General features: G+C 26.8%; 15 protein-coding genes and 1 pseudogene. 9 read left to right on the top strand and 7 right to left on the bottom strand.

Annotated features, from left to right (window positions below):
- Position 1: 1 nt before the first annotated feature.
- A complete protein-coding gene (gene rsmD / locus CRV01_RS10400; protein WP_129008144.1) occupies positions 2 to 598 on the bottom strand; it encodes a 16S rRNA (guanine(966)-N(2))-methyltransferase RsmD in 597 nt (198 codons plus the stop codon).
- Positions 599 to 714: 116 nt separating this feature from the next.
- Between rsmD and CRV01_RS10395 the strand changes: the two genes are divergently transcribed.
- The 3 genes from CRV01_RS10395 (at position 715) to CRV01_RS10385 (ending at position 2,537) form a co-directional block, all read left to right on the top strand.
- On the top strand, positions 715 to 1,284 hold the full coding sequence (locus tag CRV01_RS10395) for a hypothetical protein (RefSeq protein WP_129008143.1): 570 nt from the start codon (positions 715 to 717) through the stop codon (positions 1,282 to 1,284).
- Between the two features lie 69 nt (positions 1,285 to 1,353).
- Positions 1,354 to 1,956 carry a hypothetical protein gene (locus CRV01_RS10390; RefSeq protein ID WP_129008142.1) on the top strand — a complete coding sequence of 201 codons (603 nt, stop codon included), beginning with the start codon at positions 1,354 to 1,356 and terminating at the stop codon, positions 1,954 to 1,956.
- Positions 1,957 to 2,048: 92 nt separating this feature from the next.
- Positions 2,049 to 2,537 (top strand): DUF2062 domain-containing protein, encoded by a 489-nt coding sequence (locus CRV01_RS10385; protein WP_164970052.1) that lies wholly within the window; start codon positions 2,049 to 2,051, stop codon positions 2,535 to 2,537.
- A gap of 18 nt (positions 2,538 to 2,555) precedes the next feature.
- Here CRV01_RS10385 and rny read toward each other — a convergent pair whose 3' ends face one another.
- Complete coding sequence (gene rny, locus CRV01_RS10380) at positions 2,556 to 4,100, bottom strand: ribonuclease Y (protein WP_129008140.1); 1,545 nt, start codon at positions 4,098 to 4,100, stop codon at positions 2,556 to 2,558.
- A gap of 9 nt (positions 4,101 to 4,109) precedes the next feature.
- On the bottom strand, positions 4,110 to 4,646 hold the full coding sequence (locus CRV01_RS10375; protein ID WP_129008139.1) for a 5-formyltetrahydrofolate cyclo-ligase: 537 nt from the start codon (positions 4,644 to 4,646) through the stop codon (positions 4,110 to 4,112).
- A 59-nt stretch (positions 4,647 to 4,705) separates the two neighbouring features.
- Between CRV01_RS10375 and CRV01_RS10370 the strand changes: the two genes are divergently transcribed.
- The 6 genes from CRV01_RS10370 (at position 4,706) to CRV01_RS10345 (ending at position 10,029) form a co-directional block, all read left to right on the top strand.
- Positions 4,706 to 5,257 (top strand): TlpA disulfide reductase family protein, encoded by a 552-nt coding sequence (locus CRV01_RS10370; RefSeq protein ID WP_129008138.1) that lies wholly within the window; start codon positions 4,706 to 4,708, stop codon positions 5,255 to 5,257.
- A gap of 3 nt (positions 5,258 to 5,260) precedes the next feature.
- Positions 5,261 to 6,262 (top strand): signal recognition particle-docking protein FtsY, encoded by a 1,002-nt coding sequence (ftsY, locus tag CRV01_RS10365; protein WP_129008137.1) that lies wholly within the window; start codon positions 5,261 to 5,263, stop codon positions 6,260 to 6,262.
- Positions 6,263 to 6,287: 25 nt separating this feature from the next.
- Positions 6,288 to 7,178, top strand: coding sequence for a cache domain-containing protein (locus tag CRV01_RS10360; RefSeq protein ID WP_164970051.1), 891 nt, complete (start codon positions 6,288 to 6,290; stop codon positions 7,176 to 7,178).
- Positions 7,175 to 7,840, top strand: a complete 666-nt coding sequence (locus CRV01_RS10355; RefSeq protein ID WP_129008135.1) for a response regulator transcription factor — start codon at positions 7,175 to 7,177, stop codon at positions 7,838 to 7,840. The genes CRV01_RS10360 and CRV01_RS10355 overlap by 4 nt, the downstream gene beginning before the upstream one ends.
- Positions 7,824 to 8,960 carry a HAMP domain-containing sensor histidine kinase gene (locus CRV01_RS10350; protein ID WP_129008134.1) on the top strand — a complete coding sequence of 379 codons (1,137 nt, stop codon included), beginning with the start codon at positions 7,824 to 7,826 and terminating at the stop codon, positions 8,958 to 8,960. The genes CRV01_RS10355 and CRV01_RS10350 overlap by 17 nt, the downstream gene beginning before the upstream one ends.
- Before the next feature lie 79 nt (positions 8,961 to 9,039).
- Positions 9,040 to 10,029 (top strand): c-type cytochrome, encoded by a 990-nt coding sequence (locus tag CRV01_RS10345; protein WP_129008133.1) that lies wholly within the window; start codon positions 9,040 to 9,042, stop codon positions 10,027 to 10,029.
- A 33-nt stretch (positions 10,030 to 10,062) separates the two neighbouring features.
- On the opposite strand, the gene CRV01_RS10340 is transcribed toward CRV01_RS10345, so the two are convergent.
- From CRV01_RS10340 to CRV01_RS10325, 4 genes and pseudogenes are all read right to left on the bottom strand, one after another.
- Positions 10,063 to 10,476, bottom strand: a complete 414-nt coding sequence (locus tag CRV01_RS10340) for a PACE efflux transporter (protein WP_129008132.1) — start codon at positions 10,474 to 10,476, stop codon at positions 10,063 to 10,065.
- 6 nt (positions 10,477 to 10,482) lie between these two features.
- Positions 10,483 to 11,040 carry a YqiA/YcfP family alpha/beta fold hydrolase gene (locus CRV01_RS10335; protein ID WP_129008131.1) on the bottom strand — a complete coding sequence of 186 codons (558 nt, stop codon included), beginning with the start codon at positions 11,038 to 11,040 and terminating at the stop codon, positions 10,483 to 10,485.
- Positions 11,037 to 12,164: a DUF3095 domain-containing protein gene (locus CRV01_RS10330; RefSeq protein WP_129008130.1), complete on the bottom strand. Its 1,128-nt coding sequence runs from the start codon at positions 12,162 to 12,164 to the stop codon at positions 11,037 to 11,039. Before CRV01_RS10330 ends, CRV01_RS10335 begins: the two co-directional genes overlap by 4 nt.
- 209 nt (positions 12,165 to 12,373) lie before the next feature.
- A pseudogene (locus CRV01_RS10325) lies at positions 12,374 to 14,122 on the bottom strand (methyl-accepting chemotaxis protein); the annotation flags it as partial.
- Between the last annotated feature and the right edge of the window lie 14 nt (positions 14,123 to 14,136).

Raw genomic sequence — 14,136 nt, 5'->3', positions numbered from 1 at the left:
TTTATGCTTCTTTACTTTCAAAATAAGATAAAGAACTTTTCCCAAATTTCTTTGTTCTTTGAAGAGTAAATTTACCTAGAGTCTCTGGAATTTCAAGAGTTGATACATGCTCAATTATTATTAGATAAATATTTTCATTTTGAATATTTCTAATCATATCAAATGATTTTTCATATATCTCTTCCATTCCATCTCTATAGTCAAAAGGAGGATCAACATATAAGATAATCTCATCTTCACTATTTTTTAAACTTTCTAAAATAGCTGGTGTTTGAGAAAATGTATCTCCAAAAAAAGTTTGACATTTTTGCGGTTCAAGCATTTTACAATTGTTTGTTAAACATCTATAAGAATTCTTATCAAGCTCTACAAAATAAGCCTTTTTTGCATCACGACTAATAGCTTCAAGTCCAATACTTCCACTTCCTGCGAAGCTTTCAACAAATATTTTATCAATAATATCAAACTGAAGAACATTAAAAAGTGACTCTTTAAGTCTTGCTTTAGAACTTCTTGTTACATCTAGAGAAGGCAGTTCTAGAACTTTTCCTTTATATTTTCCTGCAATTATTTTTGTAGTTGGTTTATTGTTTTTCATAATACTCTTATTTTCTAAATTTTTTGTATTATAGTAAAAATTAATTAAGCATTTGTTTTATTGGAATTTTAATATTAATTTTATTATAATGTTCTATATTATTTAAAGGATTTACTATGATTGTTGAACCAGCATCTCAAAGTAACTATTACTTTACAAACAATGAATCTAAAAAAGAGATTTCAACAAAAGATACTATATTTGAAGAAGAACTTACAAATACACAAGTAAAAGAAGAAGATACTAAGCCACTAGAAATTGAAAAATCTACAGAAGAGCTTGTGGAAGATATAATTTCTTTATTAAAAACTGGTTTTACAAAAGATGAACTTGAAGCCATTGAAAAACTAAAAGAAGAAATTCTTGCAAAGATAAAAGAAGAAAAAGAAAATGGAACTGGTGATTTAAAAACCATAGAAAAACTACTTGCAAAACTTGAAAAAATGATTGATGAATTAAAAAGATCAGTAAATGGAGTTATCATTAAAGATGCTGATGAAATAAAAGAAAAACAAGATAATATGAGTGATGACAAAGAACTATCAAGTACTCTTAAAGAAGCAATTTCTAAGCTTGAAGAATTATCAACAGAAATAAAAGAACTTACAAAACTAAAAAAAGATAATAAGCAACATCTTAATACTCAAGAAGAACTACTTTTAATGCAAGAGTTAAAAAACTCTTAAAAATTTTTACTGTTAAATTTAGGTTTAACTTCTAATATTATAATTCCAAAAAATATTTTTGGAGTTATAATGAAAAAAAAGAAAAAACTTTCCACTACACTTAGAAACTGGCATAGAGACTTAGGTTATTTAGTTATTGGTATAACTATTATTTATTCAATTTCAGGGATGATTCTTTCAGTTAGAGATTTACATCTCTTTGAAAAAGAGTATATATTAAATGCAACTATTGAAAAAAATATAAAAGAAAAAGATTTACAAAAAGAGATAGTTCTTACATTTACTGAAAATGAAGAAAAAAAGAGTTTACCTTCTCATATTATTAAAAAATCAGTTTTAGATAAATTTGAGTTATTAGAAAACAATAACGAACTTATCAAATATCAAATATCAAGAAAAAAAGATATGAAATTTATTACATATTATAAAACATCAGGTGAACTTATTTATTCAATTAATGGATATCCTACTTTTATTAACGCTTTAGTTAAAGCACATAAATCATCAAGCCAAGATAAATGGTCGTATTTAGCACTTGCTTATTCTATAATCTTATTTTTTCTTGCTATTTCTGCAATATTTATGGTTAAAGGAAAATATGGATTTAGACAAAGAGGTCTTTATCTAACACTTCTTGGAATAGCCCTTGTGATAATATTTTTATACCTTTAATTTTAATAAACATAAGTTTTTAATAGTTTTTATAATATTAAAAATACAATTTCTTTGATAAAATTTGCCAAATATTATTATTAAGGATTTCTTTGCCAAGAAAGAAATTAAAAAAAGTACTTCCTACTCATGAAAAAATACAAGCACAAAGATTTTTAAAAATATTTGGTAAATTTTTACACAAAAGAGAATTATGGAGCGTATCTAGAAGAAAAGTTGTTGGTGGAGTTTTAATTGGTATTTTTGTAGCATGTTTACCAATGCCATTACAAATGGTATTATCTACACTTCTTGCTATTTATTTTAATGTAAATTTACCTATTAGTTTTGCTCTTATCTTTATTAGTAACCCAATTACAATGCCACCACTTTTTTATTTTGAGTATAAACTTGGAAATTTGATTTTGGGAAATACAAACCCTGTAGAGTTTAATTTCCATTCTATGTATGATAATTTTGAACAAATTGCTTCTTCACTTTGGACAGGAGCTTTAGTTTTTGGAGTTTTTTCTAGTGTTATTTGTTCAATATTTGTAAACTTTTTTTGGATTGCAAGTGTTAAAAAACAAAGAAGGAGATAAAAAAGAGAAAACTCTTTTCTATCTAGCGTAAGAAGAAGCTCTAATCTCCCTAATTACATTTACTTTTATTTCACCTGGATATTGAACTTTTTCTTCAATTTCCTGTGCTATTTCAGTTGCAAGTAAAATTGCTTCATCATCATTTACTAACTCAGCTTTTACTATTACTCTTACTTCACGTCCAGCATTAATTGCATATGCATTAATTACACCTGTTTTAGAAGTAGAGATATTTTCAACCTCTTCTACTCTTTTTAAGAAGCTTTCAAGAACTTCTCTTCTAGCACCTGGTCTAGCTGCACTTAAAGCATCAGCAGCACATACAGCAGCAGACTCTACATTTATTGGTTCTTCATGTCCATGATGAGCATAAATTGCATTTATAACAGTATCTGGCTCATCATATCTTCTACAGATTTCAGCTCCTAAATCCACATGACTACCTGGCATATCATGAGTTAATGCTTTTCCAATATCATGTAAGATACCTGCTCTTCTAGCTAAAACAGCATCTCCACCCATTTGAGCAGCTAATAAACCAGCTAAGTTAGCAACTTCTAAAGTATGCTTTAATGCATTTTGACCATAAGAAGCTCTATATCTTAATCTTCCAACTAACTTAATAAGTTCTGGATGCATTGATTTAATTCCAAGTTCCATTACAACATCTTCACCCTCTTTTAGGATGTTATTATCAAACTCTGTTTTAACTTTGTTGTAAATCTCTTCAATTCTTGCAGGTTGAATTCTTCCATCTTCTAATAACTCTTCAATAGTTCTAGTAGCAATTGCTCTTCTATAAAGATTAAAAGATGAAATAGTGATCGTATTTGGTGTATCATCAATAATAATATCAACACCTAATAACATCTCAAGAGCTTTAATATTTCGCCCTTCTTTACCAATAATTTTTCCTTTTGTTTCTTCGTCATTAATAGGAATATTATTGATAAGTCTTTCTGCTGCAAACTCACCTGCATATCTAGTAACAGCTTGAGAGAACATATTGTTAATCTCATCTTTACTGTTTTGTTCTGCTAACTTATATCTTTTTCTAAAAATAGAAGCTATTTCTGCTCGACTATCTTCTTTTACTTTTTCAAGCATAAGTTCTTTTGCTTCATCTTCAGTTAACCCAGAAGCATTTTCTAATACTTTTATAGCTTTAGAAATTTTTTCTTCATAAGTTTTTTGTTGTCTTTTTAATCCCTCTTTTATAGTTGTAATTTTTTCATTTTTTTCAACTATTTGGGCTTTTTCTTCTTTTATGGCTTTTAGCTCACATTCCAAATGATGATTTAACTCTTTCTCTTTTCTCTCAATCTGAGAAAGCATATCATCATACTCTCTTTTAGCAGCTTTGAACTCTCTATCATAATCTCTTTTTGCCTTAATTTGAGCATCTTTTAAGATCACTTTAGCTTCATGTTCAATAACTTTTGCTTTTGCCTTTGCTTGTTCAATATAAATATCAAATTTTGCTTTATTTATTTTTTTTACTACGAATATCGTAATCGCAACACTAATAATTGCAACTACAATACCTACTATTACTAATTCCATATCAAAACCTTAATTTGTAATTACAAAATCAGCTTGAATATCGTATTTATTACTTAGTGTTTTATTCGCTTTACAAAGTGTTAATTGAGTAAAAACAATAGTTGGTTTATAGTCTAAGCTATAAAAAAATCTGTCATACATTCCTTTACCAAAACCAATTCTTTTCCATTCTTTATCCACTCCCACAACAGGGACAATGGCTAAATCTATTTTTGGATGAATACAAAAAGAGTTATTGGGTTCTTTAATACCAAACCTCTTTTTTTGTAATGGCAATCTATACTTTACTAATTTAAAACTGTCCTTGTACATGAAAGGAACAAATACATTAATTTGTTTCTTTCTTAATTTATTGATTAAAGGAAGTACATTTACTTCCATATCCATTGGAATATATAACAATATATTTCTGAAATTATATAATTCTATAAATTTTTCTAATTTCTCTACTGTCTTTTTATCTTTATATAACTTTAAAAAGCGGCTTGAAAACTCTAATCTTTTAATACATGATTTTCTGAAATCACTTTTGTGATTTTCTTTCATATTTAAGCCTTACTTGGGTAAAATTCTTACCTTAAATATTCTACCAATAAGGAATTAAAATGCAGTTTAAAAAAATAGCATTTTTAATAATTTCTGTTACACTTTTGTTTACTGGTTGTGGTTCAAAAGATGAAAAGAAAGAAATTATAAAAGAAAAGCAAACAAAATTTACACTACAAACACATGAATTAAAAAACTTAAATATTGAAGTTAAAAAAGAACAAGTTTCAATAGAAGAGTTAAAAGGTAAAGCTGTATTATTAAATTTTTGGGCTACTTGGTGTCCTCCATGTAGAGCTGAAATCCCTCATTTAAATAATTTAAAGAAAAAATACAAAGGACAACTTGAAATTGTTGGTTTTAACTTAGGCAAAAAAGATGGAACTTTATTAAGTCAAGAAGAGCTAAATAGATTTATTGAAGAGTATGAAATAGAATATCCTATTACAAATAGTGATGATAACTTGAAAATTGCAACCTTAGTTGGTCCTGTACAAAGTATTCCTTCAATGTTTTTAATAGACCCAAATGGCAAAATAGTGCAAAAATATGTTGGTATAGTTCCTGAAGAGATGTTGGAATTAGATATAGATGAAGCACTTGGAAAATAAGTAATGTTTAGTTTTTTAAAGAAAAAGAAAGAAGAAGAGAAAGTTGAAGAAGAGTTAAATCTTCAAGAAGAACAAGAACTTAATTCACAAGAAGATAATAAAGAAACTTTCATAGAAGAAGAGAACTCTTCAAAAGGTTTCTTTAGTAAAGCCTTATCAAAAACCTTTGAAAATATTAAATCAGTTGTTCCTCAAAGAAAAGAAAAAATTTCTTTTGAAGATATTGAAGAGATGTTAATCGAAGCTGACATGGAATACGAAATCATTGAAAAAGCAATGGATGGACTTCCTGAAGAGATTACAAGAAAACAGTTAAGACATAGACTTGTAATGCTTTTTGAACATGCACCAGAAGTTGATCTTTCTAATCTTCCTAAACCCTTTGTAAGACTTATTATTGGAGTTAATGGAGCAGGTAAAACAACTACTATTGCAAAATTAGCCAATAGAGCTAAAAATGAAGGAAAATCAGTTATCTTAGGAGCAGGAGACACTTTCAGAGCTGCTGCTATTGAACAACTTAGCACATGGGCAGAAAAACTTGATGTTCCAATTATCAAAACAAAACAAGGACATGATGCTAGTGCAGTTGCATATGATACTATTTCTTCAGCAGTTGCAAGAGATATTGACAATGTTATTATTGATACAGCAGGAAGATTACAAACACAAACAAATTTAAGTAATGAGCTTAAAAAAATTGTAAAAGTATGTAATAAAGCAAAAGAAGGTGCTCCACACCAAAAACTTATGATTTTAGATGGAACTCAAGGTAACACGGCAATTGCACAAGCTAAAGCTTTTAATGAAATGGTTGGAGTTGATGGAATTATTGTAACAAAACTTGATGGTACTGCAAAAGGTGGTGCACTATTTTCTATCTCTAATCAACTTGAATTACCAATTTTCTATGTGGGAGTTGGAGAAAAACAAAATGATTTAATTGAATTTAGTCCAGATGATTTTGTGGATTCACTATTAGACGAAATTTATACAGCAGAATAATAATAGCTTTTAAAAGAGGTGAATATTGAGAACTTTAAACTCAAAACCTAATAAGTATTTATTAATAATACTTTTTATCACCTCTTTTTTTGTTGCCTTAATTTTCTATTTTTTAAACAATATAAATAATAGCAATAATCTTTTAAACAATCTAGAAAATTCTTTAACTACTACAAAAAATTTATTTGAAGAACAAAAAAGATACGCTCTATCTTTAGCTATCTTATTATCAGAAGACAAAGAGATAATAAATAGTTTTCAAAGCCAAAACAGGCAAGAGAGTTTTGAAGTTATAAATAGAAAAATCAAAAGTCTAAAACAATTACAAAACAGTAGTTTTGAAGTACAAATACATAATAAAAACCTAACTACTTATTTAAGAAGTTGGGATATAAATATAAAAGATGTTCCTCTAGCTTCTTTTAGACAAGGTTTAGTAAAAGTAAAAGAAACACTTAAGCCTGTTGTTTCAATTGAATTAGGAAAAAGACTTAATATAAAAGCCATCTCTGCAATTATAAAAAATGGCAAATATATTGGCTCAATTGAAGCAATTATAAACTTTGAATACCTAAGTACTGAATTAAAAAACAAAGGTTATAAACTTTTTGTTCTTTTAAATAAAAAATATTTAAATATTGCAAATGAACTTAAAAACAATGACGAAATATCAAACTATGTTTTAGTAAATAATACAAATATAGACTATCTTGAAGGCTTAAACCTAAATAGTCTAGAAGATTATGGATATGTATCAAATAAAAACTTCTCTTTTGCATACTTTTCATATTATGATTTACAAAACAATCATTTAGGATATATTTTTACTGGAATTAAAAACAATAAACATATAAATATCAACAATAGTTTTGATTATGAAACTGTAAATATAAACTCTGAGGTTAAAATAAAATGAGACTTTTACTACTTGAAGATGATTTAGATTATAGACAAAGTATTAAAGAGTATTTACAGACTTTAAACTATCATATTGATGACTTTGAAGATGGAGAAGAAGCTTTAAGTGCAATTTACGAAAACAAATATCATCTTTTAATTCTTGATATTAGAGTTCCTTCATTAAGTGGTTATGAATTAGTAAAAACAATAAGAGAAAATGGTGATAATACACCTGTTATTTATATAACCTCTTTAACAGATATCAATAATCTAAGTTTAGGTTATGAGCTTGGATGTAATGATTATATAAAAAAACCATTTTCGCCAAAAGAGTTAAAATATAGAATTGAACAACTTATAAAACTTTTTTATACAAATGAAACAAAAGAACAGATAAAACTAAAACCAAATTTTACTTATGATATTTTAAAAAAAGAGCTTACAAGAAATGGTGAATTTATAAATCTAACAAAAAAAGAGAGTGATGTAGTTTTTTGTCTAGTTTCAAATAAAAATCAATATATAAATATAGAAACCCTTAGAAGTGAAGTATGGGACGATAAGTATATTTGTGAAGCTGATATTAGAGTATGTATTAAAAAGATTAGAGATAAAACCTCAAAAGAGTTTATAATAAACCAAAGAGGAATAGGATATAAAATTGATAGAGAAGAGTAAAAACTTTATATTAAAAATATCTCTTTTTTATACTACGATATTTTTTATCTTTATTGCTATTCCTACATACTTTTATACAAATTTAGAACTTGAAAGCTATAAAAATAATCAAAATAGAGTTCTTATTGAATATGCACAAAAAGTACAAAGAACTATCTATGACTTTTCTAATTCAAAAAGTGACACTTTTATTTTTCCAAAATCTTTTAAATATGAAGCAACTTTACTAACAAAAGAAAAACAAATAATTTATAAAACAAGAAATATAAATTTAGATGAAAACTCAAAACTTTTAAGCTTGGAAGTTGAACTTTCATCTAATAGATTAAATGCAAAATACCTAAAAGTTTCAAAAAAAATATCCTACGAAGAGGTATATTTAAAAATACTTATCTTATCTATATGTATTGGTCTTTTTATATTTATTTCTATTTATCTTATCATTAAAGCTAGTATTGAACCCTATAAAAAAGCAAATGAATATTTAGACGCTTTTTTTAATGATGCTATGCATGAACTTAAAACTCCACTTGGAATCATCCAACTAAACCTTGAGATTTTAGAAGCTAAGAAAGAAGATAAAACACCTAAAGAATTACAAAGATCAATAAATGCAACAAAAAACCTATTTTTGGTATATGAAGATATTGAATACTTAATAAAAGAAAAAACAGTTAAATATAATAAAGAACAAATAGACTTTTCATATCTTTTAAAACAAAGAGTTGACCAATTTGAAAGTCTAGCAAATCCTAAGAATATAAATTTAAATTTAAATATAGAAGATAACTTAACACTTTTAATTAATAGAACACATATACTAAGAATTATTGATAATACTCTTTCTAATGCTATTAAATACTCATTTAATGATACAGATATAACAATTATCTTATATAAAGAAAATGAGCAAATTATATTTAGTGTTAATAACTTTGCTCCACCTATAAAAAATAAGAAAAATATTTTTGATAGATATCAAAAGGAGAACCATATTAAGGGTGGTTTTGGTATTGGATTAAATATTGTTAAAAATATTTGTAAAATAAATAATATAGATATCTATCTTGAATCTACAAAAGAAACTGGTACTACTTTTAGATATACTTTCTTTATTTAAACTTAAATTATCTTACTAAAAGTAAACATAAAAGTAACTTTACATTTGTATAATTATACAGATAAAAAAAGGAGTTACAATGAAACTTAACAACAAAAGATTTATTCTTGTTTCTACACTTATTGCTACACTGTTTTCTTCAAGTGCTTTAGCTTTTGATAAAAAAGAGTTACAAAAAAGAAGTGATAGAGGTTTTGAAAAACCAAAAATGGAATATAAAGTTCCAGATATTGACAAGTTACCAGATAATGATTATGGTAAATTAGTAAGATATGGTAAAGATCTTATCGTTCACACATATAAATATATTGGTCCAGAAGTAAAAGATGTTAGCATGAGATATGCAGGAAATAATAATGCCTGTCAAAATTGCCACTTAGATGCAGGTACAAAAAAATATTCAGCTCCATTTATTGGAACATATGGAGAATTTCCTCAATATAGACCAAGAGAGGATGGAATTGGTACTTTAACTGCTAGAATCAATGGATGTATGCAAAGAAGTATGAACGGATACCCTCTTCCTGCTGAAAGTAAAGAAATGAAAGCTATGAAAACTTATATGCACTTTTTAAGTCAAGGTTATCCTGTAGGTGGTGCAAAACTTGATGGAAGAAGACTTACAAAAGTAGATAGAAAAATGGTTAAAACAACTAAAGCTGATGTAGAAAATGGTAAAAAAGTTTATACACAACATTGTGCTTCTTGTCATGGTGTAGATGGATTAGGTGTAAAAAATGAAGGACTTGCTAATGGATATATGTTCCCTGCTTTATGGGGTACAGATGACACTTATAATAAAGGTGCGGGGATGTATAGAATTTTAAAAGCAGCTGACTTTATTAAAGCAAATATGCCTTTAGGTGCAACAAAAGAAAACCCTATCTTAACAGATAAAGAAGCTTATGATGTTGCAGCATATATGAATCAAGATAGTCACTATAGACCTGAGAAAATCAATAGAACTTCAGATTTCCCTGATGATATTGTAAAAGCTCCAGATGTATATAGACCAAATATGGAAAACTTTGACCATAAATTTGGACCATATGGAAAAATTATAAAATAAATATTTCTAAAGAGTTAAGAAGTATCTTACTTCTTAACTACTTTTGATAAAAACTAATCTTACTCTATCATATATGTAATTATATACAACGGTAAACACTAAAACAAATGCTACAAAACCTATATCTAAAATAAATGCTTCAATAATTCCTATATTTAAATAGTATGCAATTACAGGAATTGTAGGAAATAATAATCCAAACTCAAAAAGAATTGCATGAATACATCTTATTTTAAAACTTCTATCTTCCCTTGGTCCCGTAACAAATTTGTCAAAAATCCAATTATAGATAAAATTCCATAATACAGCTATTGCTGAAAGAAAAATAGTTAAAGTAAAAACTGTTGAAATATTATCTCTTGTAATAAGTTTGAGAAGAAGAGTAAAAATTATAACTAACAAAATCTCAAACAATATAGAGTGTATTAACCTCTCTTTTAAACTCATATTATTCTAATTATCTAAAAAAGAGTAAATCTTTCTAAAATAACTTTCAATATTTTCAAAAGAGTGATTTCCACCCTCTTCTATTACAAGTTCAGATTCTGATAATTTTTCAACTGCTTCATTATAATCTAATACTTCATCATCAGTTTGTAATAAAGTCATAAAGTTTTCTTGTGTTTGGATCTCTTGAACCTCTAAACCTTTTAGTGTTTGAATATGTTCATTTGTTACTTCAAAAGAAGAACCATCATAATAGTTCATTACAGTACCGATTTTATCTAAAGTTTTGTATGGATAAATTGCTGGATTAATTAATACTGCTTTTAAATCATACTTATTAGCTAAATATATTGAATAATATCCACCTAATGAAGAGCCTACTAAACCTACAGTTTCATCTTTTTCCAATAAAACTTCTATTAACTGTTCTAAAGTATCTATTGCAAGCTTTGGTATGTGAGATAATGATGGAGCAATCAACTCTTCTTCAAAATATTCTCTAAATAAAGATGCTTTTCCACCTTGTCCACTACTTGCGAAACCATGAATATAAATAATTGTCATATTTGTTCTCCTAATTTTAACTGTTTAGCTGCTAATGCATAACCACCATTTGAACCATCTACAAAGTGTACATGTTTTCCATGTCTTTCAAATATTAAACAAGTCATTAAAGATGAGTCAGATTTATGTATTCCATAAACTATATTTTTATTTTCTTGCTCTTTTTGTAAATACTCTTCTAAAAGTTTTGTTTGTTTAAAACTTGTAGAAACTACCATTCTTAACATATCATCAAACTTTTCATTATCTGTTGTAGAAACAATTCTTTGTTTATAACTTCCCCACTTATCAATATCAAATCTCATTAAAAGTTTTCCAATAAGATTTATTAACTTTAATTTCTGTCTTATTAGGAATTTACCTAAAAAAGTTTGTGAAAACAATGAAGCTTCTATATCAAGGTTCTTATCTTGAAAACTTAAAATCAAGCCTTTTTTTGTAATAGGATTTCTTTTTTCATTTGAACCTAAAATATTATCAAGATTTTCTAAAATAGTTTCATAATAATTATCATCAAAAGCTTTAATCAAAATTGTTAAATTTTCATCTTTTGGTGTTTTAATAGCTTCCCACCTACACTCTAAACCAGATATATCTAAATTAAAAGTTTTATCTTTTTCTTCTTTTATATAAAAAGTTTCATCTTTTTTTAAAAGTTCATCACTTAAATCTAAACCTCCACCTTTTATAATAGCCTGAAAATAGTCTTTTGAAACTTCATACTTAGCAATTAATAAACTCTTTTCTAGTTCATATATCTTTTTTACAGGAATAACCCCTACTCTTAAATCTAAACCATAAGAAGTTTTTGCTAACTCTCTTACCGATAAAAGTGCTTGTTTTGATTCATGAAGTAAAGACTTTGGTACAAGTAAAAAAGAACCATCCCCTCCAAAAATATAAGGTATATCAAGTTCTTTTCTTAAGTTTAAAATAGAGATAATAGTTAAAGCTCCAACCATATTTATCTGCTTATATTTACCATTTTGAATATGTTTTGTTGAATTTTCTATATCACTTGCTAAAATGTACCAAGTGTCAGGAACTTTTTTATAAAAAGAGGTATCTGAAATTTTTGAAAACTCTTTTAGTATGTTTGAGTCTTTGTAAAAGTTATCGTTCATAATTTATTTCTTTGTGTTAAAAGAAAAGAAGAACTCCTTTTCTTTTAAAATTTAGATTTTCTTACCTCTTCTACAACTTCTGTTGCCATTTGTTTTACACTTTTTACAACATCATTTGTTTCTGAAGCAATCTCAGCATTCTCTTGAGTAGTTTTATCAAGCTGAGAAACTGCACTATTAATTTGTTCAATTCCTAACATCTGTTCTTTTGAATTAGTAGTAACAGTATCAACAATACTTGTTGTTCTTAAAATATTGTTATTTAGTTGCTCATAACCTTCATACATTGATTGAACAATTTTTCTTCCATCATTTGTACTTACAGTTGCACTCTCAACTAAATCTTTAATCTTTCTTGCAGCTTCAGCAGATCTATTTGCTAAGTTTCTAACTTCACCTGCAACAACTGCAAAACCTTTTCCTGCTTCACCAGCAGTTGCTGCTTCAACAGCTGCATTTAGTGATAAAATATTTGTTTGGAAAGCAATTTGATCAATAATAGTAATTGATTCAATAATAGCCTCAACTTGTGAGTTAATAGACTCCATAGAAGAACTAGTCTGTTTAGATAACTCTTTTCCTTTATTTACTTCATCCCTTAATGAAACTGAATTTGCCGATAACTCATTGATATTATTTGTATTTTCTCTCATTGTTTGAGTAATTTCTTCTAATGCAGCAGCACTTTCTTCTAATGAAGCAGCTTGTTGATTTGCACTTACTGTTAATCTTTCCATATTTGAAGTTAGATTATCAGAACTATTATTAAGCATATTTGCTGTGTCAAGATTTTCTTGAAGCATGTGAGAAATCTCTTTTCCAAGATTATCAACTCCACTCATAAGTGAGCAAAGTTGCCCTTTACAGGTTAATGAAGTTGTTTTTGTAAAGTCTCTATTTTCATATGCTTTTAAGACATTAATTGTATGAGAAATAGTAGTATTTAAACTAGCAATCATTTCATTTAAATCTTTTGTTAATTCACTAATTACTGCATTTGAAGATGTAGCTTCAACTCTTTTTGTTAGATTACCAGCACTAACTTCACTTACAATTTTAGTAACATCCTCAATTACTCTTTCATCTTGTTTTATTGTTTCTCTAATTTTTGTAATATTTTCATTAATCTTAACAGTCATTTTACCTATTTCATCTTTTGTAGTAATTTCAATAAGCTCAACATCATCTTTCTCTTTATTTAAAAATGATAAAAATGACAATAACCCTCTTTCAAAAGTTTCTAAAGGATCAACAATAGATATCTTCGAAATATAAGAAACAGCAGCTATTAAAACTAAAACGATAACAATAACAATACTTATTAAAGTATAAATTAATGAGTTTACATCATTATCAATTCTATTTTCAATCTTTGCAATCTTTTCTTCAATATCATCTACATAAATACCTGTAACTATAGTCCAATTTAATTCTTCAATATATTTAGAAAATGCCATTTTCTTTAAGACTTTATCTGTGTTTGGTTTTTTATAAAAATATTCAACAAACTTTGAATCATCTTTTGCTGTATCAATTAATTCTTTTCTAAATGCAAAACCTTTAATATCAGGTTTCATAATATCTGTTTTTTTACCATTTAAATTTGGTTTTGTACCATGAAAAGCAAAGTAATATTCATCACCTATTCTTTCATAAGCAAAAAAATACCCAGTTCCATTTAGAAACCTTGCCTTTGATATAACTTCAATAACTTTTTCTTTTGCTTCTTCTTTGCTTGAAGATTTTTTTACAATTGAATCAATTATTGTATATGCAGTTAGTATTTGATTTTTTAATAGTTCTTTCTTTTCCCCAACAATTGAACTATCAAACTCTTTAACTGTTTCAATACTATTTTTTTGTGTTAAATTTATAGTAATAACAGTAGTAATCAATATTGCTATTGTTACAGGAAGTATTACTATAGCCATTAGCTTCAACTTTATACTTTTGAACATCATCACTCCTTATA

The organism is Arcobacter sp. CECT 8983 (genome assembly GCF_004118855.1).
Lineage (GTDB): Bacteria > Campylobacterota > Campylobacteria > Campylobacterales > Arcobacteraceae > Halarcobacter.
This window is presented reverse-complemented; position numbering and strand designations above follow the sequence as displayed.